This window comes from Pseudomonas sp. H2_A10 (assembly GCF_054680085.1).
In genome coordinates this window covers 2,916,593-2,940,600 of record NZ_CP162821.1, presented here as the reverse complement: position 1 = coordinate 2,940,600, position 24,008 = coordinate 2,916,593, and the positions used below count along the sequence as shown (strand labels likewise).

Annotated in this window: 30 protein-coding genes, 1 tRNA gene and 1 pseudogene; 12 read left to right on the top strand and 20 right to left on the bottom strand. The window is 58.8% G+C overall.

What is annotated here, in order from left to right; genetic code table 11:
- Window positions 1-67: 67 nt before the first annotated feature.
- Genes rplT through thrS form a run of 4 tightly spaced genes read right to left on the bottom strand, consistent with a single transcriptional unit; the run spans window position 68 to window position 3,183 of the window.
- Window positions 68-424, bottom strand: coding sequence for a 50S ribosomal protein L20 (gene rplT, locus AB4O23_RS13715; protein WP_005789679.1), 357 nt, complete (start codon window positions 422-424; stop codon window positions 68-70).
- A gap of 30 nt (window positions 425-454) precedes the next feature.
- Window positions 455-649, bottom strand: a complete 195-nt coding sequence (rpmI, locus tag AB4O23_RS13710) for a 50S ribosomal protein L35 (protein ID WP_002553160.1) — start codon at window positions 647-649, stop codon at window positions 455-457.
- A gap of 60 nt (window positions 650-709) precedes the next feature.
- On the bottom strand, window positions 710-1,261 hold the full coding sequence (gene infC, locus AB4O23_RS13705) for a translation initiation factor IF-3 (RefSeq protein ID WP_169850653.1): 552 nt from the start codon (window positions 1,259-1,261) through the stop codon (window positions 710-712).
- Window positions 1,261-3,183 (bottom strand): threonine--tRNA ligase, encoded by a 1,923-nt coding sequence (thrS, locus tag AB4O23_RS13700; protein WP_017528209.1) that lies wholly within the window; start codon window positions 3,181-3,183, stop codon window positions 1,261-1,263. The genes infC and thrS overlap by 1 nt, the downstream gene beginning before the upstream one ends.
- Window positions 3,184-3,539: 356 nt before the next feature.
- On the opposite strand from thrS, the pseudogene AB4O23_RS13695 reads away from it, so the two are divergent.
- Together AB4O23_RS13695 and AB4O23_RS13690 are read left to right on the top strand one after the other, a co-directional pair.
- Window positions 3,540-3,855: pseudogene (locus AB4O23_RS13695) on the top strand (hypothetical protein).
- Between the two features lie 289 nt (window positions 3,856-4,144).
- Window positions 4,145-4,357, top strand: coding sequence for a cold-shock protein (locus AB4O23_RS13690; protein WP_003179963.1), 213 nt, complete (start codon window positions 4,145-4,147; stop codon window positions 4,355-4,357).
- A 73-nt stretch (window positions 4,358-4,430) separates the two neighbouring features.
- Here AB4O23_RS13690 and AB4O23_RS13685 read toward each other — a convergent pair whose 3' ends face one another.
- Complete coding sequence (locus AB4O23_RS13685) at window positions 4,431-4,751, bottom strand: I78 family peptidase inhibitor (RefSeq protein WP_017528207.1); 321 nt, start codon at window positions 4,749-4,751, stop codon at window positions 4,431-4,433.
- A 144-nt stretch (window positions 4,752-4,895) separates the two neighbouring features.
- Window positions 4,896-5,201 carry a hypothetical protein gene (locus AB4O23_RS13680; RefSeq protein ID WP_460150524.1) on the bottom strand — a complete coding sequence of 102 codons (306 nt, stop codon included), beginning with the start codon at window positions 5,199-5,201 and terminating at the stop codon, window positions 4,896-4,898.
- Between the two features lie 170 nt (window positions 5,202-5,371).
- Here AB4O23_RS13680 and AB4O23_RS13675 point away from each other — a divergent pair, with 170 nt between their 5' ends.
- Window positions 5,372-5,584 carry a hypothetical protein gene (locus AB4O23_RS13675; RefSeq protein ID WP_017528205.1) on the top strand — a complete coding sequence of 71 codons (213 nt, stop codon included), beginning with the start codon at window positions 5,372-5,374 and terminating at the stop codon, window positions 5,582-5,584.
- A 33-nt stretch (window positions 5,585-5,617) separates the two neighbouring features.
- Here AB4O23_RS13675 and AB4O23_RS13670 read toward each other — a convergent pair whose 3' ends face one another.
- From AB4O23_RS13670 to AB4O23_RS13640, 7 genes are read right to left on the bottom strand one after another with little or no spacing between them, the layout of a single operon-like run.
- Window positions 5,618-6,646: a nucleoside hydrolase gene (locus AB4O23_RS13670; RefSeq protein ID WP_116077734.1), complete on the bottom strand. Its 1,029-nt coding sequence runs from the start codon at window positions 6,644-6,646 to the stop codon at window positions 5,618-5,620.
- Between the two features lie 27 nt (window positions 6,647-6,673).
- A complete protein-coding gene (gene rbsD / locus AB4O23_RS13665) occupies window positions 6,674-7,078 on the bottom strand; it encodes a D-ribose pyranase (RefSeq protein ID WP_460150522.1) in 405 nt (134 codons plus the stop codon).
- Window positions 7,075-7,992 (bottom strand): ribokinase, encoded by a 918-nt coding sequence (gene rbsK, locus AB4O23_RS13660; protein ID WP_065877638.1) that lies wholly within the window; start codon window positions 7,990-7,992, stop codon window positions 7,075-7,077. The genes rbsD and rbsK overlap by 4 nt, the downstream gene beginning before the upstream one ends.
- A gap of 23 nt (window positions 7,993-8,015) precedes the next feature.
- Window positions 8,016-9,038, bottom strand: a complete 1,023-nt coding sequence (locus AB4O23_RS13655; protein WP_017528201.1) for a LacI family DNA-binding transcriptional regulator — start codon at window positions 9,036-9,038, stop codon at window positions 8,016-8,018.
- 3 nt (window positions 9,039-9,041) lie between these two features.
- Complete coding sequence (locus tag AB4O23_RS13650; RefSeq protein ID WP_017528200.1) at window positions 9,042-10,019, bottom strand: ABC transporter permease; 978 nt, start codon at window positions 10,017-10,019, stop codon at window positions 9,042-9,044.
- On the bottom strand, window positions 10,016-11,569 hold the full coding sequence (locus AB4O23_RS13645) for a sugar ABC transporter ATP-binding protein (RefSeq protein WP_065877641.1): 1,554 nt from the start codon (window positions 11,567-11,569) through the stop codon (window positions 10,016-10,018). The genes AB4O23_RS13650 and AB4O23_RS13645 overlap by 4 nt, the downstream gene beginning before the upstream one ends.
- Window positions 11,570-11,626: 57 nt before the next feature.
- Entirely contained in the window at window positions 11,627-12,586 is a 960-nt protein-coding gene (locus AB4O23_RS13640; protein WP_017528198.1) for a sugar ABC transporter substrate-binding protein, read from the bottom strand.
- 551 nt (window positions 12,587-13,137) lie between these two features.
- Between AB4O23_RS13640 and AB4O23_RS13635 the strand changes: the two genes are divergently transcribed.
- The 3 genes from AB4O23_RS13635 to AB4O23_RS13625 all read left to right on the top strand — a co-directional run bounded on the left by AB4O23_RS13635 (window position 13,138) and on the right by AB4O23_RS13625 (window position 15,361).
- A complete protein-coding gene (locus AB4O23_RS13635; protein WP_017528197.1) occupies window positions 13,138-14,226 on the top strand; it encodes an asparaginase in 1,089 nt (362 codons plus the stop codon).
- Between the two features lie 189 nt (window positions 14,227-14,415).
- Complete coding sequence (locus AB4O23_RS13630) at window positions 14,416-14,667, top strand: DUF1654 domain-containing protein (RefSeq protein ID WP_017531144.1); 252 nt, start codon at window positions 14,416-14,418, stop codon at window positions 14,665-14,667.
- Between the two features lie 4 nt (window positions 14,668-14,671).
- Window positions 14,672-15,361, top strand: coding sequence for an endonuclease (locus AB4O23_RS13625; protein WP_017531145.1), 690 nt, complete (start codon window positions 14,672-14,674; stop codon window positions 15,359-15,361).
- Window positions 15,362-15,392: 31 nt separating this feature from the next.
- On the opposite strand, the gene AB4O23_RS13620 is transcribed toward AB4O23_RS13625, so the two are convergent.
- Window positions 15,393-15,758 carry an SPOR domain-containing protein gene (locus AB4O23_RS13620; RefSeq protein ID WP_068934134.1) on the bottom strand — a complete coding sequence of 122 codons (366 nt, stop codon included), beginning with the start codon at window positions 15,756-15,758 and terminating at the stop codon, window positions 15,393-15,395.
- A gap of 263 nt (window positions 15,759-16,021) precedes the next feature.
- Here AB4O23_RS13620 and csrA point away from each other — a divergent pair, with 263 nt between their 5' ends.
- Together csrA and AB4O23_RS13610 are read left to right on the top strand one after the other, a co-directional pair.
- Window positions 16,022-16,216 (top strand): carbon storage regulator CsrA, encoded by a 195-nt coding sequence (gene csrA, locus AB4O23_RS13615; RefSeq protein WP_003192511.1) that lies wholly within the window; start codon window positions 16,022-16,024, stop codon window positions 16,214-16,216.
- 211 nt (window positions 16,217-16,427) lie between these two features.
- Window positions 16,428-16,682 (top strand): hypothetical protein, encoded by a 255-nt coding sequence (locus tag AB4O23_RS13610; protein ID WP_065877643.1) that lies wholly within the window; start codon window positions 16,428-16,430, stop codon window positions 16,680-16,682.
- 20 nt (window positions 16,683-16,702) lie between these two features.
- Here AB4O23_RS13610 and AB4O23_RS13605 read toward each other — a convergent pair whose 3' ends face one another.
- Complete coding sequence (locus AB4O23_RS13605) at window positions 16,703-17,380, bottom strand: HAD-IA family hydrolase (protein ID WP_017531148.1); 678 nt, start codon at window positions 17,378-17,380, stop codon at window positions 16,703-16,705.
- A 205-nt stretch (window positions 17,381-17,585) separates the two neighbouring features.
- Between AB4O23_RS13605 and AB4O23_RS13600 the strand changes: the two genes are divergently transcribed.
- Genes AB4O23_RS13600 through AB4O23_RS13590 form a run of 3 tightly spaced genes read left to right on the top strand, consistent with a single transcriptional unit; the run spans window position 17,586 to window position 19,990 of the window.
- Window positions 17,586-17,837 carry a DUF2790 domain-containing protein gene (locus tag AB4O23_RS13600; protein WP_017531149.1) on the top strand — a complete coding sequence of 84 codons (252 nt, stop codon included), beginning with the start codon at window positions 17,586-17,588 and terminating at the stop codon, window positions 17,835-17,837.
- Window positions 17,838-17,879: 42 nt separating this feature from the next.
- On the top strand, window positions 17,880-18,551 hold the full coding sequence (locus AB4O23_RS13595) for a heavy metal response regulator transcription factor (RefSeq protein WP_065877645.1): 672 nt from the start codon (window positions 17,880-17,882) through the stop codon (window positions 18,549-18,551).
- The gene (locus AB4O23_RS13590; protein WP_460063561.1) at window positions 18,548-19,990 is read left to right on the top strand and encodes a heavy metal sensor histidine kinase; all 1,443 of its coding nucleotides are present in this window, start codon (window positions 18,548-18,550) and stop codon (window positions 19,988-19,990) included. Before AB4O23_RS13595 ends, AB4O23_RS13590 begins: the two co-directional genes overlap by 4 nt.
- Here AB4O23_RS13590 and AB4O23_RS13585 read toward each other — a convergent pair.
- The 4 genes from AB4O23_RS13585 to AB4O23_RS13570 all read right to left on the bottom strand — a co-directional run bounded on the left by AB4O23_RS13585 (window position 19,960) and on the right by AB4O23_RS13570 (window position 22,755).
- Window positions 19,960-20,406 (bottom strand): anti-virulence regulator CigR family protein, encoded by a 447-nt coding sequence (locus AB4O23_RS13585; RefSeq protein ID WP_017531152.1) that lies wholly within the window; start codon window positions 20,404-20,406, stop codon window positions 19,960-19,962. The two genes, AB4O23_RS13590 and AB4O23_RS13585, sit on opposite strands and share 31 nt — an antisense overlap.
- Before the next feature lie 63 nt (window positions 20,407-20,469).
- Window positions 20,470-21,084 carry a pyroglutamyl-peptidase I gene (pcp, locus tag AB4O23_RS13580; protein ID WP_017531153.1) on the bottom strand — a complete coding sequence of 205 codons (615 nt, stop codon included), beginning with the start codon at window positions 21,082-21,084 and terminating at the stop codon, window positions 20,470-20,472.
- Between the two features lie 7 nt (window positions 21,085-21,091).
- Window positions 21,092-22,042 (bottom strand): DUF979 domain-containing protein, encoded by a 951-nt coding sequence (locus AB4O23_RS13575; protein ID WP_017531154.1) that lies wholly within the window; start codon window positions 22,040-22,042, stop codon window positions 21,092-21,094.
- Window positions 22,039-22,755: a DUF969 domain-containing protein gene (locus tag AB4O23_RS13570; RefSeq protein WP_460063557.1), complete on the bottom strand. Its 717-nt coding sequence runs from the start codon at window positions 22,753-22,755 to the stop codon at window positions 22,039-22,041. Before AB4O23_RS13570 ends, AB4O23_RS13575 begins: the two co-directional genes overlap by 4 nt.
- Before the next feature lie 344 nt (window positions 22,756-23,099).
- Between AB4O23_RS13570 and AB4O23_RS13565 the strand changes: the two genes are divergently transcribed.
- Entirely contained in the window at window positions 23,100-23,720 is a 621-nt protein-coding gene (locus AB4O23_RS13565; RefSeq protein ID WP_017531156.1) for a CatB-related O-acetyltransferase, read from the top strand.
- 183 nt (window positions 23,721-23,903) lie between these two features.
- On the opposite strand, the gene AB4O23_RS13560 is transcribed toward AB4O23_RS13565, so the two are convergent.
- Window positions 23,904-23,980, bottom strand: a tRNA-Val gene (locus tag AB4O23_RS13560).
- Window positions 23,981-24,008: the final 28 nt, after the last annotated feature.

Below are 24,008 nucleotides of genomic sequence, written 5' to 3'. Positions count from 1 at the left end.
CTTCCCCTATTTATGACGTTTACCACCTTGGGGTACAGGAGTAACCCAAGGTGACTGTCGGGGGTACTTAAGCCAAGGAGGCTTTAGCTTTCTCGACAATCGCAGCAAACACCGCTTTTTCGTTCACGGCCAGTTCAGCCAGAACCTTACGGTCGATTTCGATGGACGCTTTTTTCAGGCCAGCGATGAAACGGCTGTAGGACAGACCGTTAACACGTGCACCAGCGTTGATACGAGCGATCCACAGAGCGCGGAACTGACGTTTTTTCTGACGACGGTCACGGTAGGCGTATTGGCCAGCCTTGATTACCGCTTGCTTGGCAACACGGAATACGCGTGAACGCGCGCCGTAGTAGCCTTTAGCAAGTTTCAGAATTTTTTTGTGACGCTTACGGGCAATGACGCCACGCTTTACACGAGCCATGAGTTACTTCCTCTATTCTTGATCCAAAAATTAACGAAGGCGCAGCATGCGCTCGACTTTTGCCACGTCAGACGGATGCAGCAAGCTGCTACCGCGCAGTTGACGCTTACGCTTGGTCGACATTTTGGTCAGGATGTGGCTCTTGAAAGCGTGCTTGTGCTTGATACCGTTAGCAGTTTTCAGAAACCGCTTAGCAGCACCACTTTTAGTCTTCATCTTTGGCATGTTCGGATACTCCGCATTCAGTTGATAAACATAATCAGAAGGCCTGCCGTGCCCTGTTGATTACTTCTTCTTTTTCGGGGCGATGACCATGATCAGTTGGCGTCCTTCCATCTTAGGATGCTGTTCGACCGAACCGTACTCGAGCAGGTCAGCTTCAACCCGCTTGAGGAGTTCCATCCCCAGCTCCTGGTGGGCCATCTCACGGCCGCGGAATCGCAAGGATACCTTGGCCCTGTCCCCATCACTCAGGAAACGTACCAGGTTGCGCAGTTTTACCTGGTAATCCCCTTCCTCCGTCCCTGGACGAAACTTGATTTCTTTTACTTGAATCTGCTTCTGGTTCTTCTTCGCCGCAGCAATCTGCTTCTTCTTTTCGAAGATCGACTTGCCGTAGTCCATCACCCGGCAAACAGGCGGGACTGCGTCGGCGGAGATTTCCACCAGGTCCAATTTGGACTCTTCAGCGATACGAAGCGCTTCATCAATCGAGACGATGCCAATCTGCTCGCCGTCAGCGCCAATTAACCGAACCTCGCGTGCCGAGATATTCTCGTTGATCGGGGCTTTCGGTGCAGCTCGTTTATCTTGTCTCATTTCACGCTTAATAATAATTACTCCGAATCTGGGCGACCACGCCGGGAAACCGCTTGCGCGAGGAACTCAGCGAACTGGGCGACGGGCATCGAGCCCAGGTCAGCACCTTCACGAGTACGCACAGCGACAGTCTGCATCTCGACTTCCCGATCTCCGATAACCAAAAGATAGGGAACCTTGAGCAAAGTATGCTCGCGGATTTTAAAGCCGATCTTTTCATTTCTCAAGTCGGACTTGGCACGAAATCCGCTTTCGTTGAGAGTTTTTTCAACCTCAGCGGCAAAATCTGCCTGTTTATCAGTGATATTCATGATCACTGCCTGGGTCGGAGCCAGCCACGCAGGGAATGCACCCTCGTAGTGCTCGATCAGGATACCGACGAACCGTTCGAACGAGCCAAGGATCGCCCGGTGCAGCATAACCGGGTGTTTACGGCTGTTGTCTTCGGAGACATATTCGGCTCCCAGACGGATCGGCAGGTTAAAATCGAGCTGCAGGGTACCACACTGCCAGACGCGGCCAAGGCAATCTTTCAGCGAGAACTCGATCTTGGGACCATAGAAGGCGCCCTCGCCCGGCTGTAGGTCGTACGCAAGCCCCGCGCTGTCCAGCGCAGCGGCCAAGGCCGCCTCGGCGCGATCCCACAGCTCGTCGGAGCCGACGCGTTTTTCCGGACGAGTGGACAGTTTCATTTCGACTTCGGTAAAACCGAAATCGCGATAAACGTCCATGGTCAGCTTGATGAACGCGGCGGACTCGGCCTGCATCTGCTCTTCGGTGCAGAAGATATGCGCATCGTCCTGGGTGAAGCCGCGCACGCGCATGATGCCGTGCAGCGCACCGGATGGCTCATTACGGTGGCAAGCACCGAACTCGGCAAGGCGCATCGGCAACTCGCGGTAGCTCTTCAGGCCTTGATTGAACACCTGCACGTGGCAAGGGCAGTTCATCGGCTTGATGGCGTAATCGCGGTTTTCCGACTGGGTGGTGAACATGTTGTCGGCGTAGTTGGCCCAATGCCCGGATTTCTCCCACAGGCTGCGGTCAACGACCTGTGGAGTCTTGATCTCCAGGTAGCCATTTTCGCGCTGTACCTTGCGCATGTACTGCTCAAGCACTTGGTAAAGAGTCCAGCCGTTGGGGTGCCAAAACACCATGCCCGGCGCTTCTTCCTGGAGGTGGAACAGGTTCAGGCGCTTGCCGATCTTGCGGTGGTCGCGTTTTTCGGCTTCTTCAATGCGCTGGATGTAGGCGGCCAGCTGTTTCTTGTCAGCCCAGGCGGTGCCGTAGATACGTTGCAATTGCTCGTTCTTCGCGTCGCCGCGCCAGTAGGCACCGGACAGCTTGGTCAGCTTGAACGACTTGAGGAAGCGCGTATTCGGCACATGCGGGCCACGGCACATGTCGACATATTCTTCGTGGTAGTACAGACCCATGGCCTGCTCATCCGGCATGTCTTCCACCAGACGCAGCTTGTAGTCCTCGCCACGGGCGGTGAACACGTCGATCACTTCGGCGCGCGGGGTGACTTTCTTGATGACGTCGTAATCTTTTTCGATCAGCGCATGCATGCGCTGCTCGATGGCGGCCAGGTCGTCCGGCGTAAAAGGACGCTCGTAGGCGATGTCGTAATAGAAGCCTTCTTCAATAACCGGGCCGATCACCATCTTCGCGGTCGGGTACAACTGCTTGACCGCATGGCCAATCAGGTGCGCGCAAGAGTGGCGAATGATCTCCAGCCCCTCTTGATCCTTGGGCGTGATGATTTGCAGGCTGGCGTCGGCGGTGATCAGGTCACTGGCATCGACCAGCTTGCCGTCGACCTTGCCGGCCACGGTGGCCTTGGCCAGGCCGGCACCAATGGATGCGGCGACCTCGGCTACGGAAACCGCATGATCGAATGAACGTTGACTGCCATCGGGAAGAGTAATAGTTGGCATGGCGCCTCCTCTCCTAGTGGTGACCCCTACCAAAGGTCACGTGGGTTGGGATGAGCCAGTACAAGATCCAATACCAGGCCGTTCAAGGATGAACGCCTGCCTTACAGCGGCAGGAGCCTTTCGGCCAACCGATAATCGAACCAGAGTGACTGGAGTGAGCTAAAAAAGAACATGGCAAGGCGGCAAATGGCGCGCCCGTAAGAGCCAGGGCGACGATGCTAGCACAGATGGACGGTCATCGCGCCGGCCCGCCTTCGGGTAAAGACAAAATAGCGGCAAAAATGAACTTGGGCTGTACGCAAGGCCTCAAACCCACTGAGAATCGCCGTTCGTCCTCGACCCAAAGGAGCATCCTCATGATGCGTTTTACCTCTACCCTCGCTCTAGCCGCTTCCCTGACCCTCCTTTCCCTCGGCGCACAAGCTGCGGCCCCGTCGAACTGGCCTTGCCGGTGCCCGCGACAGCTTCGTCAGCGATTGCAGTGCCGCCGCCAGCCAGAACGTGGACGTCAAAACCGCCAAAGCCCATTGCGAATGCGGCGCCGACAAGATCAACGCGGAATTGAGCACTGCCGAAATCAAGGAACTCATGACCAACCAGAACGCCAGCCCGCAGCTCAAAAACAAAGCAGTCGCGGCTATTTCGTCCTGCAAAGTGGTGAAGAAAAAGTAACAACGCCCCATGACCAGCGGGATTTTGCGCAGTAAAAACAGCCAAAAAACTGCTATTTCTCACAAATTACGCAGCTTTTACGGCTTTTTTTACCAACTGATATTTCGTGCGAAAGCCCCGTAGATCGGGGCTTTCAGCCAACAAAGATGCCAAACGCAACGCTATTGATTAGCAAACAGTGCCTTGGGGGGGCTCCCAAGCCGAACATTTCGACTATGATAGCCCGGTGTGCCCAGTTGGCCTGAGCAGCACAGCACTACTGAAAATATATGTTTCTTGGAGATACACCATGTCTAATCGCCAAACCGGCACCGTTAAATGGTTCAACGATGAAAAAGGCTTCGGCTTCATCACTCCTCAAGGTGGCGGTGACGACCTGTTCGTACACTTCAAAGCTATCGAAAGCGACGGTTTCAAAAGCCTGAAAGAAGGCCAAACCGTTTCCTTCGTGGCTGAGAAAGGCCAAAAGGGTATGCAAGCTGCACAGGTTCGCCCAGAGTAATTTCTGCGCTGATCAAAAAAACCCCGTCCATGTGACGGGGTTTTTTATGGGTGCAAGAAAAGCCCGAGCTCGATCAGCCGCAGTTGACCCGCGTGATCACCAGATTGTCATCGGTATTGAGGTTAAGGCGGTCGGAACGGTATTCCAGCGTGATCATGTCGTTGGGCTTGAGGATCCGCGCATTCTGCGCACCGGCACGGGTACGGGCCTGTTCCAGCAACTGGGGCGAGGCTTTCTGGCCGATGGTGAATTCGGCGGCCTTCGACTCACAGCGGCTATGACCGGCATCGGTCACGGCGGCATCTTTGCCTGGCTCAGAGGCACCCGGGGTGCTGCAACCCGCCAACGCGAGTGCTGCCAACAAAGTACCGAATGATGCGAGCTTCCAAGGCATGAAGCCTCCTATGGTTAAAAATGGACAGAGATCGTGCGACAGCGGTATGGCGGATTGGTTTCAAGACGTAAACCGCCGATGGCCAAGTCTGCCTGAGTCTGCGCAGGCATTCGCCCGGTCAATCGTGACCGGATATGAACGTGATCAGTAGATATCGATATAGTCGAACGGCGGTTTTGGCCAATTCTGCTTGAGGGCGTTGAAAATCTGCATGACCCAGACTTCATCGCTGGCAGCCACATTACCGACATAGCCGGAGCCCTTGACCCAGGTCTCCAGACGAAACAACAGCCCGTCGATATCAGTACCCCCCACTGTTCCGCAAGAGATGTAGGCAATACCCGCCTTGGTGACGCGCAATTGAGTATGTTGATCGTCGCTGGCACTGGCGAGCAGTTGACGCACGCTTTCCAGGGTCAGGTTCTCGGGGGTGTTCAAATCGATTTGCACGCGGTGTTCCCCGGCAATTAAACAGAAGGACAGTGTCGCATAGCGCCGGCCTCATTCTGAAACGCTTCATGCCTAAGTAGCAGTGCCAAACGCGGCGCAAAGTGCTTAACTGCGCCCGCTGGAACCGCGTTCCAGCGCATTGCCCAGTATTTCAAGCCCGTGAGATTTCCATGACCACCGTAACGCTCCAAGCCGACATCAAAGCCAAGTGGCCCCTGGGACAGAGTTCCTACAGCCCCGGCAGCCCAGAGGAATTGGCAATCATCGGCATCGACCTGCTGGTCAAGGAGCTGGGCACCCAAGCGGCCCAAGCCTTCATCGGCCAGGTATTCGAGAAATACCCAGCCGATCATATGGGCGTGGGCAGCGTCGAGCGCGAATAAACGCCGGGCGACGCGCGTCGACCGGCAAACGCTTTACTTCAGGCGCGCCAGGCGCTCGGTCAGCAGATCGAAGAAGCCTTGGGCATCGCCGCTTTCAACCCAGAACGCGTTCTTCGGCTGTTTCAGGCCGTCGTACCAATCGACGATGGTCTGACCGAAGGTCGGGCCTTCTCTGCTGTCTACCACCACGTTGACCTCGCGCCCGCTGAACAGCGAAGGCTTGAGCAGGTAGGCAACGACAGTGGCGTCGTGCACCGGGCCGCCCGGAATGCCGTAGTGCTCCATATCGCCTTTGACGTACTCATTGAGAATATCCCCAACGATCTTGCTCGCGTTGTTGTTGATCTCGGCGATCTTCTTCAAGCGCGCCTCGCTGGTCAGCACTTTGTGGGTCACGTCCAACGGCAGGTAAGTCAGCTTCACGCCACTCTTGAGCACAATCTCCGCCGCCACCGGGTCGGCAAACAGATTGAACTCCGCGACCGGCGTGATATTGCCGCCATTGAAGTGCGCGCCGCCCATCACCACCACTTCCTTGATGCCTTGGGTGATTTCCGGGTCCTGGGTCAATGCCAGCGCAAGGTTGGTCTGCGGGCCGAGCATGGCAATCGTGATGCTGTGAGGTTTGGCCGCACGAAGGGTCTTGATCAGGTAGTCAACGGCATTGCCGTCCGCCAGGCCTTTTTTCGGTTCATGCACGGTGACACCGGAAATGCCTTCCTTGCCGTGAATGTTCTCGGCATAGATCGGTTTGCGCAGTAGCGGCGCCGGAGCACCGGCGTACACCGGGATGTCCTCGCGCCCCGCCCACTCGCGGGCCAGACGCGCGTTACGGGAGGTCTTGTCCAGACGCACGTTGCCGGCGACGGTGGTCAATGCGCGAATGTTCAGCTCTTGCGGGGACGCCATGGCGAAGAGCAAGGCCACCACATCGTCGGCGCCTGGGTCGGTATCGATGATCAGATCGATTTTTTCCGCCGCATGGGCGCTTGCTGCTGTGAGCGCGGACAAAAGCAGGACACTCCGAAACAGATTTCTCAGGGTTGGGAGACCACGTTGCATAAAAACACTCCTTGTCGTTGGGGAACTCTAGAACGTGACGCCGGACACCAGCGCGATATTGCAATAAGGCTGGCATTCGCCGGTACGCACAACCGCACGTGCCTTTTGGCTCAGTTGCTTGAACGCCTCATGACTGACCAAGCGTCGTGCGCCAAGGGCGACCTGTTCGGTCAGGGTGTTCAGCTCGGTCAGCGCCGGCGGCTGCTTGAGCAGGATTTCTTCGGCCAGTACATGGCTTTCCACCTGCATCTCGCTGAGCACGACGCGCAAGGTGCTGATGAAGTCGGGAATGCCCTGGGTCAGCGCCAGATCGATCAATTCAACACCCGGAGGGACCGGCAAGCCGGCATCGCCGATCACCAGGATGTCGCCGTGGCCCAGGGATGCAATCACCCGCGACAGGGCGATATTGAGCAGAGGAGTCTTTTTCATGAGGGCACAAAACCTTGAACGTCATGCAGCGTGGGAATGGAGGGTTGCGCACCGGCGCGAGTAACCGACAGCGCTGCCGCAACCTGACCGAAACGAATGGCCTCGGCTTCGCTTTTACCGTCGGCCAACGCGGCAGCAAAACCACCGACGAACGTGTCGCCGGCGGCGGTGGTATCCACCGCCTTGACCTTGGGTGCCGCAAGATGCTCAAAGCCGTTGCCATCGGCAAACAAGGCGCCCTCACCGCCCAAGGTAATAATGACTTTACCCGCCCCCGCCTCGATCAGTTTTGTGGCAGCCAGCTTGGCGCTGTCGATGGAATCCACCGTCACGCCGCTGAGTGCGCTGGCTTCACTTTCGTTGGGAATCAGGTAGTCGACCGACGCGTACCATTCAGCCGGCAACGGACCACTGGCCGGCGCCGGATTCAGGATCACCACCTTGTTTAACTCACGGCCACGCCTGAGGGCATATCCGACGGTAGCCATCGGCACCTCAAGCTGGCAGATGATCACATCGCCAGCCTGCAACACCGCCTCAGCGGCCTGCAATGACGCCGGGGTCAGCTCACCGTTGCTGCCGGCGACAATCACAATTGCGTTCTGGCTGCTGTCATCCACCACGATCAACGCCACGCCGCTGGAGCCATTCACGGTGCTCACGGCCTGGCAATCGATACCTTCCACCAGCAACGCGCCACGCAGCTCAGCGCCGTAGGCATCGGTGCCGACACAGCCAATCATCGCCACCTCGGCGCCCAATCGTGCCGAGGCCACGGCCTGGTTGGCGCCCTTGCCACCGGAAACGGTGGAGAATGTGCGGCCAATCAGGGTTTCACCGGCACGGGGCAGCCGACTGGCACGGGTGACCAGGTCCATATTCAGGCTGCCTACTACCACTACTTTTGCTGGCATACATCAGTACTCATCAATTCGGTTCAACGGTATTGGGCAAACACACCGGCGACGGGGGCCGTCGACTCACGCAACACGATGCTCGGCGTTACGACGCGTTGATCGATCGGCAATTGGGGGGTTGCAATTCGTCGCAGTAAAAGCTCGGCTGCGGTCTCGCCAAGGTGCAGGATCGACTGCCCGACCGTCGTCAGCGCCGGGTATACGTAGCGGCTCATTTGAATGTCATCAAAGCCAATGACCGACAGCTCGCCGGGCACGCGGATATTACGCTCCGCTGCCGCACGTAACACGCCGAAACCAATCATATCGTTGCTGGCAAAAATCGCACTGGGCGGGTTCTCCGCCAGCAACTCAACGGCGGCGGTGTAACCGCCCGTACTGGTGAAGTCGCTCTCCCGGGTGCGATTGGCCGCCACCTCCACGCCCGCTTCCCGCAGCGCACGGTGATACCCCGCCAGACGCATCTGCGCCACACGCGTATGCGCCGGGCCGCCAATGCAGGCGATGTCACGATGGCCCAACTCGAGCAAATGCCGGGTCGCCAAATAAGCGCCCTCCTCGTGATCGATACGCACCAGATCGACATCGATACCATCCAGCGCGCGGTCGACAATCACCATCGGCGTGCGCACCGCACTCAAGCCTGCGGCCAATCCGCTGTCATCGCCACCCACCGAGGTGACGATCAAGCCGTCGATGCGCTTCTCCAGCAACACCCGTAAATAGCTGCGTTGTTTTTCAGCGTTGTCATCGGAGTTGCACAGGATCACGCAGTAACCATTACGCTCGCAGTAATCCTCAATACCTCGCGCCAGCTCGGCAAAATACGGGTTGAGACTATTGGGCACCAGCAAGCCGATGGTGGCTGTGGTCTTGGCCTTGAGCGAGCGCGCGACGGCGCTGGGCACGTAGTCGAGCTGCTTGATAGCTGCCTCGACCTTGACCCGTACCGGCTCGCTAACAGGGCGCGTCTTGTTCACCACATGGGACACCGTGGTGTAGGAAATACCTGCAAGCGCCGCCACATCCTTGATCGTTGCCATGGTTCAGCCCCGCCGACTGGCGCGTCGGCTGCGGTACGTGTCGAGGACCACCGCAATCACGATCACCGCACCGGTGATGATGCGCTTGGTAGGTTCTGTAGCACCGATCTGCGCCAAGCCAGCGGCCAATACCGAAATAATCAACACCCCAAAGAACGTGCTGATCACCGAACCGCGTCCGCCCATCAGGCTGGTGCCGCCGATCACCACCGCCGCAATCACTTGCAGCTCCAGGCCGGAACCGGCATTCGGGTCCGCCGCTTCCAGGCGCGATATCTGGAACAACGCTGCCACGCCGGCCAGCAGGCCCATCAGGCTGAACACCAGGATCTTGTATGGCTTGGGGTTGATCCCCGCCAGGCGCACGGCTTCCTCGTTGGTGCCGATGCCGATCAGGTAACGACCAAACACCGTGCGGGTGAGTACCAACTGGGCGACGATGATCACCAGCAAGGCGATGATGAACGATGGCGAAATACCGAAGGCAATCGGGTTGGACAGCCAGGCAAACGAATCACCGATATACGCCGTGCGCGAACCGGTCATCTGGTACGCCACGCCCCGCGCCATTTCCAGCACGCCCAGGGATACGATAAACGACGGAATTCGCCAGGCCACGGTGATCGACCCAGTGATGGTGCCGGCCAACGCGGCGCAGCCCATGCCAAGCACAGCAGCCGGCAACACGCTCCAACCCCAGCCAAGAATCGCCACGCTGACCGCCGACGCCGCCAGCGCCAGCACCGAGCCCACCGACAGGTCAATCCCGCCGATAATCAGAATAAAGGTCATGCCCACCGCCAGTACCATCAGATCCGGGATCTGGTTGGCCAGGGTGCTGAAGGTGTCATAGGACAGGAAGTGATCGCTGAGCACCGAAAACAGCGCGATCATCGCGAGTAAAGCGCCCGCCAACCCCAGGTAAGTACCCAGGCCGTAGAAGTTGCCGCCGGTTTTGCCGGGGGATGTTGTGGTTTTCATGGGGTATTCCTAGGCGCGGCTTCGTTGAGCAGCGCATCACGTTTCTGATAGCCGGCAAACGCGGCGGCGAGCAATTCGTCCTGGGTCCAGCTGTCGCGCTCGAAGGTTTCGATCAGGCGCCCGGCGGACAGCACGCCGATGCGATCACAGATCAGCATGAGCTCACGCAGGTCACTGGACACCACCACCAGCGCTTTGCCCCGGCGGGTCAGCTCGCCGAGCAAGGCATAAATGTCGAACTTGGCCCCGACGTCGATGCCGCGAGTGGGCTCGTCGAACAGCATCACCGAGCAGTCACGCTCCAGCCAGCGGCCGATCACGACTTTCTGCTGGTTGCCGCCCGACAGTTCCGACACCAATTGCGCCGGGCTGGAGCTGCGGATGCGCATGGCGTCGATCTGACGCTTGGCCAGGGCCGTTTCATCGCGACTGTTCACCACGCCGCCGCCGGAAATTTCCGGCATATTGCCCAGGGCGATATTGGCGCTGATGGATTGGGTGAGCAGCAGGCCTTCACCTTTACGGTCCTCGGTGATCAAGGCGATGCCATGCCCTACTGCATCCACCGGCGAGCGAATGCTCACCACCTCGGCCGCAGGCCCCAGGGCCACGGTGCCGCTGTCCGCCAGGTCGGCACCGAAGATCAGGCGCAGTAACTCCGTACGGCCCGCGCCAATCAGGCCGGAGATGCCATAGATCTCACCGGCACGCACTTCAAAGGACACGTCTTGGACTTTATCCGAGCGGCTCAAGCCTTTGACCGTCAGGGCCGGGCCGCCAATCGTGCGGGGGCCCAGGTCGATGTGCTCACCCAGCTCGCGACCGACCATCAAGGTCACCAGTTGCTCGCTGTTGTAGTTGGCCATCGGCTCAACGCAGACCAGCTTGCCGTCACGCAGTACCGCAATGCGCTGGGCGACACGGGCCAGCTCTTCGAGCCGGTGCGAAATATAAATGATCGCCACGCCCCGGGCCTGCAGACGGGTGATTTGCTCAAATAGCATTTCGACTTCACGGGCAGTAAGCATCGCCGTGGGTTCGTCGAGGATCAGCACATGGCAGTCGCCGATCAGGTTGCGGGCAATCTCGACCATCTGCTGGTGGCCGATGCCCAGGCTGCCGACCAGAGTGTCCGGGTCGATGGCATCCAGGCCGACCTGGGCCATGGCCTCGATCGCGGCCTTGCGCAGTTGCTTACGGCTGATCCAGCCACAGTGGCTGGGCAAGTTATCCAGGAACAGGTTTTCGGCAACGGTCAGGGTCGGTAACAGGTTGAGTTCCTGCATGACCATACGCACGCCTAGCGCTTCGGCCTGGGTACGGCTAGCCGGATGATAGTCCTGGCCATTGAATTGCATGTGCCCGGTAGTCGGCGTGACCAGCCCGCCGATGATCTTCGACAAGGTGCTTTTGCCTGCGCCGTTCTCACCGGTCAGCGCCAGCACTTCCCCGCGGTTAAGCGTGAGGGTGATGTCAGAGAGAACCGGCTGGGCATAGGTTTTACCGATACCGCTGACCGAGAGGACAGCGTTCGGGGCGGAAGATGACATAGGAAAATCTCCAGGCGTCCGCTCAGGGCGAGCGGACGCTGTTGGGTGCTGCCAGGATTACTGCTTGATGACGAGTTCGACCGGGGTTTCGATCACGCCGTCGTTGGCATCGACTTTCTCACCCTTGACCAACTTAAGCGCGTTCTGGATACCGAATACGGCTTGTTGCGCAGCCGCCTGGTCGGCGGTGGCCAGCACGCGGCCGTCCTGCAGCATTGGCTTGATGGCTTCGATGTTGTCGTAGCCCACCACCAGCACTTTGCCCGCCTTGCCCGCCGCACGCACGGCGGAGACAGCGCCCAGCGCCATGTTGTCGTTACCCGCCAACAAGGCCTTGAGGTCCGGGTATTCGCTGAGCATGGCCGAGGCAACTTTCTGGCCCTGGTCGATTTCCCAGTTACCGGACTGGGTAGAGACGATCTTCATGCCGGCCGCGTCCATCGCATCCTTGTAGCCTGCGGTGCGCTGCTGGGCGTTGGTGGTGGTCGGAACCCCTTCGATGATGCCGACCTTGTCACCTGCCGCCAGTTGCTTGGCCAGATAATCGCCCACCAGCTTGGAGCCTTTGCGGTTGTCCGGACCGACAAAAGGGATCTCGAGTTTTTTGCTTTTCAGTACGTCCGGGTCCAGGCGGTTGTCGATGTTAACCACCTTGATACCCGCATCGGAGGCTTTCTTCAGCACCGTGACCAGCGCCTTGGAGTCGGCAGGCGCGATGACGATGGCGTTGACCTTGGCGAGGATCATCTGGTTGACGATGTCGATCTGCGCGCTGGTATCGGTCTCGTTCTTGATGCCGTTGGTGATCATGTCGAAATCGGCGGCGTGCTCTTTCTGGTACGCCTTGGCACCGTCCTGCATGGTCACGAAAAATTCGTTGGCGAGGGATTTCATCACCAGGCCGACCTTGGGCTTGGCGGCGGTGTCATCGGCGAATGCCGAGGAAAGAGGTAAAGCGGCGGATGCGGCAGCAAGCACAGCGACAGCAAGAAGACGTGCAGCGAATGGCAGCTTCATGGGTTCACTCCGATCTTATGATTATTGTGAGCAACGCTTGCACCGAAAGACGCTTCGGCAGCCCCCCACCCGGGAGGCTGGTACGAGTGATCACAGGGCTCAGGGAGCATCCAGCGAAACATCTCGCAAACGTTTGCGTTATTCAAACTATGCGAACCTTGTCGAGATTTGTCAACGGTAGAACACAGCCTTTCATGCAAGGCCTCTGGCGCCTGCCTTGGCGCCCCGTGCTGGCCCCCCCTTAAACAGCCAGCGCTCGCCATGATTTTCTGAAACGCCGTTTTTTTCGAGCCTTCCAGGATTTTTTTGTCATATTTTTCGGACAACCGAACGCGACACTTCAGGTTGTTCGGAAAGCCGGACGACGGTTCGGCCAGAAGCCTGTTGAAAACACTGAAAATCCTTACATATCAAATAGTTAATTTATATTCATAAATACCATCAGCCTGGTACAGATCCTGCTCCTAACAGGCGCCTCGTGGCATTCAGCACCGCCCGGGTGTTCTAGATGAACCGGCTACAGCACTCATCAAAAACCAGAGAGAAAAATAATGAAATCTGCATTGAAGAACTTTGTCCCGGGCGCATTAGCCCTTCTGCTGCTGTTCCCCGTTGCCGCCCAGGCAAAGGAAGTTGAAGCCAAGACCAAACTGTCCAACGTAGTGATCCTCGCTACCGGCGGCACCATTGCCGGCGCTGGCGCCAGTGCGGCCAATAGCGCCACCTACCAGGCGGCCAAAGTCGGTATCGAGCAGTTGATCGCCGGTGTGCCTGAACTGAGCCAGATCGCCAACGTGCGCGGCGAACAAGTGATGCAAATTGCATCCGAAAGCATCAACAACGAAAACCTGCTGCAACTGGGTCGCCGCGTCGCCGAACTGGCCGACAGCAAAGACGTTGATGGCATCGTGATCACCCACGGTACCGACACCCTGGAAGAGACCGCCTACTTCCTGAACCTGGTGGAAAAAACCGACAAGCCTATCGTGGTGGTCGGCTCCATGCGCCCGGGCACCGCCATGTCGGCCGACGGCATGCTCAACCTGTACAACGCCGTGGCCGTAGCCGGCAGCAAGGACGCGCGCGGTAAAGGCGTGCTGGTGACCATGAACGACGAGATCCAATCGGGTCGCGACGTCAGCAAGATGATCAACATCAAGACCGAAGCGTTCAAAAGCCCATGGGGCCCATTGGGCATGGTAGTTGAAGGCAAATCCTACTGGTTCCGCCTGCCGGCCAAGCGTCACACCATGGATTCGGAATTCGACATCAAGAACATCAAGAGCCTGCCCGATGTCGAAATCGCCTACGGCTACGGCAACGTGAGCGACACCGCCTACAAGGCCCTGGCCCAGGCTGGCGCCAAAGCCATCATCCACGCCGGTACCGGTAATGGTTCGGTGTCGTCCAAAGTCGTCCCTGCCCTGGTGGAACTGCGCAAGCAAGGCGTGCAGATCATTCGCTCTTCCCACGTAAATGCCGGCGGCATGGTGCTGCGCAATGCCGAACAGCCAGACGACAAATACGACTGGGTTGCAGCCCTTGACCTGAACCCGCAGAAAGCGCGGATTCTGGCAATGGTCGCCCTGACCAAGACCCAGGACAGCAAAGAGCTGCAACGGATGTTCTGGGAGTATTGATTCGCGCTGACACCTCTGTAGAGGCGGGCATGCCCGCCTCTACCTTCCTCGCTTCCCGCCCTATCCCACTCTGCGTCCTACGCCAAGCCTCCCAATTCGCTGTCAGACGAACTTCTTGAGTTTTAAGTAGTTGCGAAATCGCCCGCAGTTAAATACTGTATGTGCGTACAGCTTATTAAGGAATACCCCGTGGCAAAGTCCTCTTCCGCAGCGCCTACCCCGCCTGATGCCTATGAGCGCCTGGCTATTCGTGTGCAAAAGATCATCAACTCCACCAACGCCCAAAAAGCCAAGGCCGCGTTGATTTTCCGTCTACCGGACGAGCCCGAGGATGAGTGGCAGCGTTTGCTGGAGGAAATTGCAGAGAACGACAACGTTACCCTCGCTTATCGCGACGATGGCGGCGTGCAGATTTTCTGGGTTGTGCCGAAGGAAGATTGATTCGATGAGTGCCCGTTTTATTGCTCTGTGCTGCCTGTTTTTTGCCATTACCGCCCACGCGCAGGCGCCCCGAACCTTCAGCGAAGCCAAGAAAGTCGCCTGGAAGCTCTATTCGCCGCAGTCCACCGAGTTCTATTGCGGCTGCAAATACACCGGCAACCGCGTGGACCTGAAGGCCTGCGGTTATATCCCCCGCAAGAACGCCAGCCGCGCAGCGCGCATCGAGTGGGAGCATATTGTTCCGGCCTGGCAAATCGGGCACCAGCGCCAATGCTGGCAGAACGGTGGGCGCAAGAACTGCACGCGCAATGACAATGTGTTCAAGCGCGCCGAAGCCGACTTGCACAACCTGGTGCCGAGCATCGGCGAGGTCAACGGTGACCGTAACAATTTTAGTTTTGGCTGGCTGCCGGTGCAAAGCGGGCAGTACGGCTCCTGTCTGACCCAGGTGGACTTCAAGGCCAAGAAGGTCATGCCGCGCCCGTCCATTCGCGGGATGATTGCGCGCACGTATTTCTACATGAGCAAACAGTATGGCTTGCGCCTGTCGAAACAGGATCGCCAGCTGTATGAGGCCTGGAACAAGACCTACCCGGTACAAGCCTGGGAGCGCCAGCGTAATCAGACCGTGGCGTGTGTGATGGGGCGCGGCAATGAATTTGTCGGCCCGGTGAACCTTAAAGCCTGCGGTTGAACATGGGCGGCGCCGCCGCCCAATCGGCCTGTTACTGCGCGGCCTTGTGCTCGATAATTTCGGAGACGGTGTCGTTTTTCTTGGCGCGGGCCATTTTTTCGTTCAGCAGCGTCTGCTTGGCCTCGGCCTCGGCCCTGGTGGCGAATGGGCCCAGCAAAACCTCATCCTTGCCGTCGACCTTCACGATATAGAAGTTGAAACCGTGTTCGAGCAACCAGGCGGTCAGGTCGGTGATTGCCTGCAACTTATGATCAGGCGGCCCTACCCGCAGGTCCCATTCCTGGGCGGCAATTGCGCCGGTTTGTGGCTGGCTTTCGGTCGCGGCGGGCTTGGCCTTGGGGGTATCGACAGGCTTGCCCTCACCGCATCCGGCCAATGCCAACACCGCCATTGCCATCGCTACTTTACGCACTACCCTGCTCCTTCAACGGATAAAGAGGCGACTTTATCATTCACTGTCTATTCTGGCCGTCATAAACGTTGGCTTAAACAATGCGAATGATGTATCCCAGACCTGTATGATGCCGCCACGGGAATTAATGCCGCCTCTATGCGTCCTAAAAGAGGCAGTCACAGGGACGCGCTTAGCAGTAAGCTACATACATCCGACACCAGCCCTGTCTGAAACATGTGTCCTTAAAAGTAATCAAGGAGAAGTCCATGCTTATACTCACCCGCAAAGTCGGTGAAAGCATAAACATCGGTGATGACATTACTATCACCATCCTGGGCGTCAGCGGCCAGCAAGTACGAATCGGCATCAACGCACCCAAGGATGTTGCCGTGCATCGCGAGGAAATCTATCAGCGCATCCAGGCTGGCCTGACCGCTCCGGACAAAAACCAGACGCCTTGAAGCGCCCTCAGTAGCCAGCCCTTTCGTTCACTGTAACGGCTGGCGAAAACCCCTCCGGACTGTCCTTGTTTGTGTTGCGCGGTTCGCAGCGCCCTTTATTTCATCCGCGCCCCAAGATGAAACTGTCTTCACGCCCGGAACTTGTCGCGCGCTCTACGGCCGAATCCCCTGACTGACATCCTGCCACTCGTGCGCATTCTGGCGCGCGTCGATGAGGCCCACTGCCGTGCAGCCATTTCTCCCCAGATCCTGGGTGATCACCCTGCTGATAGGGCTGGTATTTGTCGGTTTGGAGTATGGCCTGAGGCTCGAAGTAGAAGGCACAGGCGCCGCGCGCTCGCCGCTGGACCTGGCATTGCTGCTGTGCGGCTATTTGTTCATATTCTGCCTCAAGCCCATCCAGAAGGCCGTGCAGCGTAAGCTGTGCCAGCGGCCCGGGCCAAAAAAAGCAGGCCGAGCCCGATAACGCGGCTCGGCCTTTTTGCGTCAGCCCGTCGTGTGTTGCAAACGCAGCAAGCCATCGGCGTCGCGCTGCACCTGCAACTGCCCATACCCCTCAATCGACGGATGACGCGTGACCATAGGCACAGAGTGCGTCGACGTCACGACCATCACATCCGCCCCCGCTGCCTCCCCGGCTCGAATGCCCACCGCAGCGTCTTCAAATACCAGGCAATCTTGCACCGACACCCCCAAGCGTTGCGCACCCAACACATAACAAGCGGGGTTCGGCTTGCCGATAGCCACGTCTTCGGCGGTAACCAGCGCTGCCGGCGCCGCGATCCCCGCCGCTTCGAGCCGACGTAGTGCCAGCTTCCGGGGCGCAGAGGTCACCAACGCCCACTGATCAGCGGGCAAGCGCTTTAAAAATTCGATGGCCCCGGGAATCGCCACGACGCCCCGCACATCCTTGATTTCAGCCTCGGTAATCCATTGCGCCTCAACTTCAGGATCCACGCCGGGCAGGGCCTGGCGCGTGATGGTATCGATTGCGCGGGCACCATGAATGGTCTTCAGGAACGCCGCCACATCCAACCCATGGCGTTCAGCCCAGATGCTCCACACTCGCTCGGCGGCGGCGATGGAGTTGAGCAGGGTTCCATCCATATCGAACAGGAAAGCGCGGTAACGGCGGGCAAAGACGGCTGAACCTCGGATGGACACTGCGGAGCTTCCTCGTGAGCTGAAACGAATAATCGGCCCGATGCAATCTACGGATCACCCCACGACTTGTAAACGCTGCGGGTGTGTCGCGCCGCCAATCATTACGAACTTGTCATCATCCTGTTGGCCGGCTGTTCGGGTGCACTGGTTACCGTGAGCGCACTGCCATGACCTGGCAGCCCCCCTTTTTAAACGAGAGACCGCCATGAAACTGTTAACCCTCGCCATTGCCGCGCTGTTGGCCACCGGCCCGGTATTTGCTGCTGACCAGAACACTGTTATCCACGACAAGACCGGCTTTTTCGTGCATCTGGACGTGGCCAAAGTGCTGTCGAGCAGCGACACCAACGGCCAGTGCGGCATCGTCCCCGCCCGGCTCGACTACCTCGACCACCAGGGCCGCGAACACGTGCTCGACTATCAGGTCCAGGGCACCGGCTGCGCCAGTGACAATTGATCGGGCTACACTGGCGCCACGTATTGAATCAGGGCATCTCCCATGAACATCCTCGTAGTCGAAGACGAACCCAAGGCCGGCAACTACCTGCTCAATGGCTTGCAGGAATTGGGCTACTCCGTAAGCCTCGCCCGGGATGGCGTGGACGGCCTGCACCTGGCCCTGGAAACGCCGTTCGACGTGATCGTGCTGGATGTGATGATGCCGAAAATGGACGGTTGGGAAGTGCTGCGCCGCCTGCGCAAGGAAACCGACACGCCGGTACTTTTCCTGACGGCGCGCGATGATATTGCCGACCGCATCAAAGGCCTGGAACTGGGCGCCGATGATTACCTGATCAAGCCGTTTTCCTTCGCCGAACTGGTGGCGCGCCTACGCACCCTGACCCGTCGCGGCCCGATCCGTGAAGAAGAGCAACTGCACATCGCCGATCTGCAAATCGATGTGCTCAAGCGTCGCGTCACCCGCGCCGGCACGCGCATTACCCTGACCAACAAGGAGTTCGCATTGTTGCACCTGTTCGCCACCCACCAGGACCAAGTGCTCTCACGTTCTCTGATCGCCTCCAGGGTCTGGGACATGAACTTCGACAGCGACACGAACGTGGTGGACGTCGCCGTGCGGCGCCTGCGCCTTAAAGTCGACGACCCGTTCCCGCTCAAGTTGATCCACAGCGTGCGGGGCATCGGCTACCGCTTCGATACCCAGCCATGAGCACTCGTCGGCATTATTCACTGACCCTGCGCCTGGCGCTGATTTTCGCGCTGCTCGCCTTCGCCCTGCTGGCAACACTGGGGGTGGCGTTGTATCGCGAGCTGGAGCGCGAGTTGATCCGCCGCGACGACGCCCAGTTGATCTCCCGTGTGGACCAGTTGCGCAACCTGCTCAACGACAGCAACACGCTGGATCTGATCAAGACCAAGCCGGAATTGTTCCAGAACATGTTGGGCAACCGTGAATCAGTGCTGAGCATCGCCGCGCCCGGCCAAGCGCCGCTGCTACTGGTAAACCCCGCCAATATAGACTTGCCGACAATCAAACCGGTGCCCAAGGATCACGTGCTTGCGCTAAGCGATGTGCAGCATCTGCCAGGCCTGAATGGCGTGCCCTTCTCCACTCTCGCCGCCTCCATCGACTCCGGCGACCTGGGCAGCCTGCAAGTTACCAGCGGGCGCCTGATGACCGAGCGCACCGCCATGCTCGCCAGCTACCGGCTCAGCGTTTATATCCTGGCGAGTATCGCTGCAATTATTCTCGCGCTGGCAGGCTATCTACTGGTGTATCGCGGCCTGCTGCCGTTGAGGCGCCTGGCACGACATGCCGAGAATATTGGCGTAGGCAACCTCGCAGAACGCCTCGACAGCCACGGCGCGCCGAAAGAACTGCTGCCGATGATTGACTCGTTCAATACCATGCTGGAGCGCCTGGCCAAGAGCTTTGTGCAACTGGGGCAGGTGGCCACCGACATGGCCCACGAACTGCGCACGCCAATCAACAACCTGCTGGGGGAAACCCAGGTCGCCCTGCAACAGCCGCGCAGCATCGAAAACTACCAGCAACTCCTGGCCTCCAACGTCGAGGAGCTGGAGCGCCTGGCGCGAATGCTCGACAACATGTTGTTTCTGGCGCGCACCGACCCGGCCAGCGCCCTGCGCCAACGCCAGGAACTCAGCGCAGCCGATGAAGTGCAACGCATCGCCGATTACTTTGAAGGCTTGGCGAGCGACGTAAACATCAATATTCGCGCCGAAGGGAAAGGTGTGATCTGGGCTGAACCGATGCTGCTGCGTCGGGCCCTGGCAAATTTGTGCGCCAACGCCATCAAATACGGGGCGCCGAACTCCGAACTGGTGATCCAGGCGGTTCCAAACGCTGAAGGCATTCAGTTGTGCGTCAACAACCAGGGTGAAACCATCCCCGCCGAGCATTTATCGCGGCTGTTCGAGCGGTTTTACCGGGTGGACGAATCCAGGGAACGGTCGGCCCACTCCAACGGGTTGGGCCTGTCCATTGTGGCGACCATCATGCAGTTGCATAACGGCCGCTACAGCGTCAGCAGCGACGAAGGCGTGACGCGTTTCGAGCTGTTTTTCCCTGGGCGTAAAGCACAGGAAGCATCGGCTCAATCAAAGGCGCCATTGAGCACTTCGTAGATAATGCCTGTCGCGACAGCCACCAATATCAGGTCGGTGCCCGCCTGCTGCCACTCATACCCGTCGTAACGGGGCAACTGGCCCAATAAACGGCCATCGAGTTTTTTGGCAATACCCGGTGGCAGCGGCTTGCCGCGCGCCAGGTTCTTCTGGATACCCGGCGGTAAAGACGGCCCCGGGCTCCAGTAGTCGCGATACCCCCCCAACACATTCAGCACGCTGCCGCGATCAACACTAGGGCCGTGGCTGCTCGACCCACCTTTGCCTTTGGGCTTGTCATGGCCCTGCCCGCCTTGGCTATTGCCTTTATTGTTACCTTGCCCCTTGCCATTGCCTGGATCAGCCAGCGCCATGCCGCTCCCGGCAAACAGCACAATCGACAGCGCAACAGACACGAACTTCAACGATTTGATCATGACGATAATCCAAGGCCGGGACGTGATTGAACTGTAGTTGAAGTTGATGAGTAATGCGCCACGTCAACTCACCTGGCCGCCACCTTCGACCACATCCACCGGCGTGTTCCACGCCGCCGACACTGCGCTACGCAGCCCATCTACCAAGGTAGGCAACGCCATCGACGATTGACTGGGCACATGGATAAACCCACTGCGCACCTCTGAGCCCGTCAGCACATGTTGCAAACGGTAGAACACCTGATTGCAGACAAAGGTCCCCGCCGTCTGCGACACCGACGCCGCAATGCCCGCCTCGCGCACCGCCCTGACCATGGCCTTGATCGGCAGCGTCGAGAAATAAGCCGCCGGACCACCGGCCACAACCGCCGTGTCGACGGGCTGCTCACCCAGGTTATCGGGGATGCGCGCGTCGTTGATATTGATCGCTACCCGCTCGATGGATATCTCGCTGCGCCCGGTTGCCAGGCCTGTGGCAATCACCATTGCCGGACGCAACTCCTCGATCAGCTTCACCAGGCATTCGCCCGCGGTGGTGAACGCGCAGGGCAACCTACGCGCGACGATTGTCACCTGTTCGTCGATTTTAAAACCATCCAGTCGGCGCGCAGCCTCCCAGGACGGGTTCACCGAGTCTTGGTCAAAGGGCTCGAAGCCCGTCAGCAATACCGTTCGCATCCCGGCCTCACATCAACAGATAAAGCAGCACGATATTGACCACCAGCATCATCAACGCTGTCGGCAACTGCGCCTTGATCACCGCGTTCTTGTCCGGCAACTCCAGCAACGCCGCCGGCACGATATTGAAGTTGGCCGCCATTGGCGTCATCAGGGTACCGCAATAACCGGAAAACATGCCGATGGCGGCCATTACCGCCGGGTTACCGCCGTAGATGCCCACCAACACCGGCACCCCGACCCCGCCGGTCATCACCGGGAATGCCGCGAAGCCATTGCCCATGATCACGGTGAACAGGGCCATGCCCAACACATAGACCATCACGGCCACCAACTTGTAATCCAGGTTGATATAGGTGGTGGTGACGTGCGCAACGGCCGTGCCGACCCCGGCTTCGTTGAACAACAACCCGAGCATCGCCAGCATCTGCGGCAGCACCATGGCCCAGCCCAAGGCCTCAGTGAGGCGACGCGACTCGCGCAAGGCTTGCACCGGTGTGTCGCGGGTCAGCCAACAGGCCAGGCCGAGGGCGATCAGGCAACCGATGCCAAGCGAAACAAACGTGGTGTTTTTCGGGTCCAGCAGCGGCACGCCGCCGATCTCGGTGTGCTTGAGCACTACAGAGCCGATCACCGTGGTCAGCGGGATGGCCAAGGCCGGGATAAACAGTTTGTGCCCCAGGCGCCCGGCACTGGCGCGGGAGGCCTTGTCATGCAACTCGGCATGGCTACCGCGACCGACACCGCCCAATCCTGCGATCAACGCCATCACCACCACGCCCACGCCGATGGCCACCGATGGCAGCCGCTCCCCGACCAGGAACGGGATCGCGAACAACAGCCAGAACAGTGCGCTGGACCAACGTTTAGGATGGGCGCGATCCATCAGGATCATGCCTGCGGTAATGAGCAGCAGCACGCCGGCAAGCCAGTACAGGTATTGAATGGAGATAATCATTGCGCAGCCTCCACGGACGTCGCGGCGGGCGTCAGCTCGCGGGTGAGCCTTCGATCAAAGCGATGCAAGCGGATCGCGTGGATAATAAACGCACAGATCGCCGTGGGAACCCCCCACACCGCGATATGCAGCGGCTCGACATCAATCCCCGAACCCAGAAGAAAGGTGTGCATCAGTGCAATCGCACCAAAGGCCACAAAGATATCTTCGCCAAAAAACAGACCGACGTTGTCCGTCGCCGCGCACATGGCCAAGACCTTGTGGCGCAGCTTGTCGGGCAGTTTGCCGTAGCGCTTTTCAGCGGCGCCTTCGGCCATCGGCGCGAGCAACGGGCGCACCATCTGCGGGTGCCCGCCCAGGCTGGTCAAGCCCATGGCGGCCGTGGATTCGCGCACAAACAGGTAGATGATCAACAGGCGCCCAACCGTGGCGCGCTCAAATCGTGCAATCCAGTTCTGCGCATGCAGGCGCAGCCCATGGCGCTCCAGCAAGCCGATGACCGCCAGGGGCAGTAACAGGATCAATTGCAGGGCACGGGTTTGAAGGAAGCCATCACCCATGGTGGCGAGGATTTTTTCCAGCGGGAAATGGGCGGCAAGCCCGGTGGCGATAGCGGCGGCGGTGACCACCAACAGCGGATTGAAGCGCAAAACAAAGCCAACCACGATCACAAGTACGCCGATCAACGGCCATAAGTTCACAACAGTTTGCATGGCGATGAAGTCCTTAAGTGCGCGCTGCGGCGCCATTACAGCAGGATGTGAACAAAGGGTTCACAGCAGGAAGTGGCGTGCAGTCGGCTCGGTTTTTTATTGTTGACCCGTAAGGGCGAGCGTCAGTGGCGGCAACTTTGCTGCCTGGAAGCGGGAGGTGTCCAACAAGAAAAATTGTTGCTGTGAACCAATAAATTTTGTCGGCGCAAGGCGTCAGCGCTAATTGAACGGTGCCGGCTTGAACAGCAGAGGCCGGGCAAGACTAATGGCACGCCGATCTTGCATCGCACGCGCGCAGTCATCAGGATGGCGCACTGTTTTCAAGATCTGCGAAAGGCCAAGGCATGAAGCTACTGCGTAAATGGCGCGAACATCAGGAACGCAAAGCGTTACGGGCAATGACTGCGCTGGAACGTTCCACCCAGAAATTGCGTAACCGTTACCCGAAGTACAGCTTCGGCCTGGGCACCTATGGTGATGTGAAAGTCCACGACTGGAATGAAGGCACCACCCTGCGCGTAGGCGCCTATACCTCTATCGCAGGCGATGTCGAAGTCTATCTGGGCGGCCACCATCGCACCGATTGGCTCAGCTGCTATCCATTCCCGGCGAAGATCAAGGCGCTTGCTCACATCACCGACTTCGGCGGCAGCAACGGCGACGTCAGCATTGGCAACGATTGCTGGATAAGCTCCCATGCCATCATTTTGTCTGGCATCACCATCGGCAATGGCGCAGTGGTCGCGGCCGGTTCAGTGGTAACAAAAAACGTCGCGCCCTACTCCATCGTCGGAGGCAACCCGGCCAAGCACATCCGCTGGCGTTTCGATGAACCGACTCGCCAAATCCTTGAACAATCCGCCTGGTGGGAGTGGCCCGAGGCGGAGGTTCGCGCAGTGGCCCATCTGCTCTGCAGCAGCGACATCGAGCCTTTCGTCGAGTACCTCAAACAGCGGGCTCGCTGATTTCACTGGGAATACACCGAGCGTCCCTCTTGAACCGGCCTCAGCACGAGGTCGGGTTGGCAAGGAGGATGCAGAGCTGGCGTTCTGAGGTGGGATTAGCAACGTTTTGCAAATCGCAGACAGCAAAAAGGGGTCACCGTTTCCGATGACCCCTCTAGACCGCCCAGCAGAGCGGATTTTGTTTGGTAGGCGCGATTGGACTCGAACCAACGACCCCCACCATGTCAAGGTGGTGCTCTAACCAACTGAGCTACGTGCCTGCTGTGAGGCGGCATTCTACGGAATTGC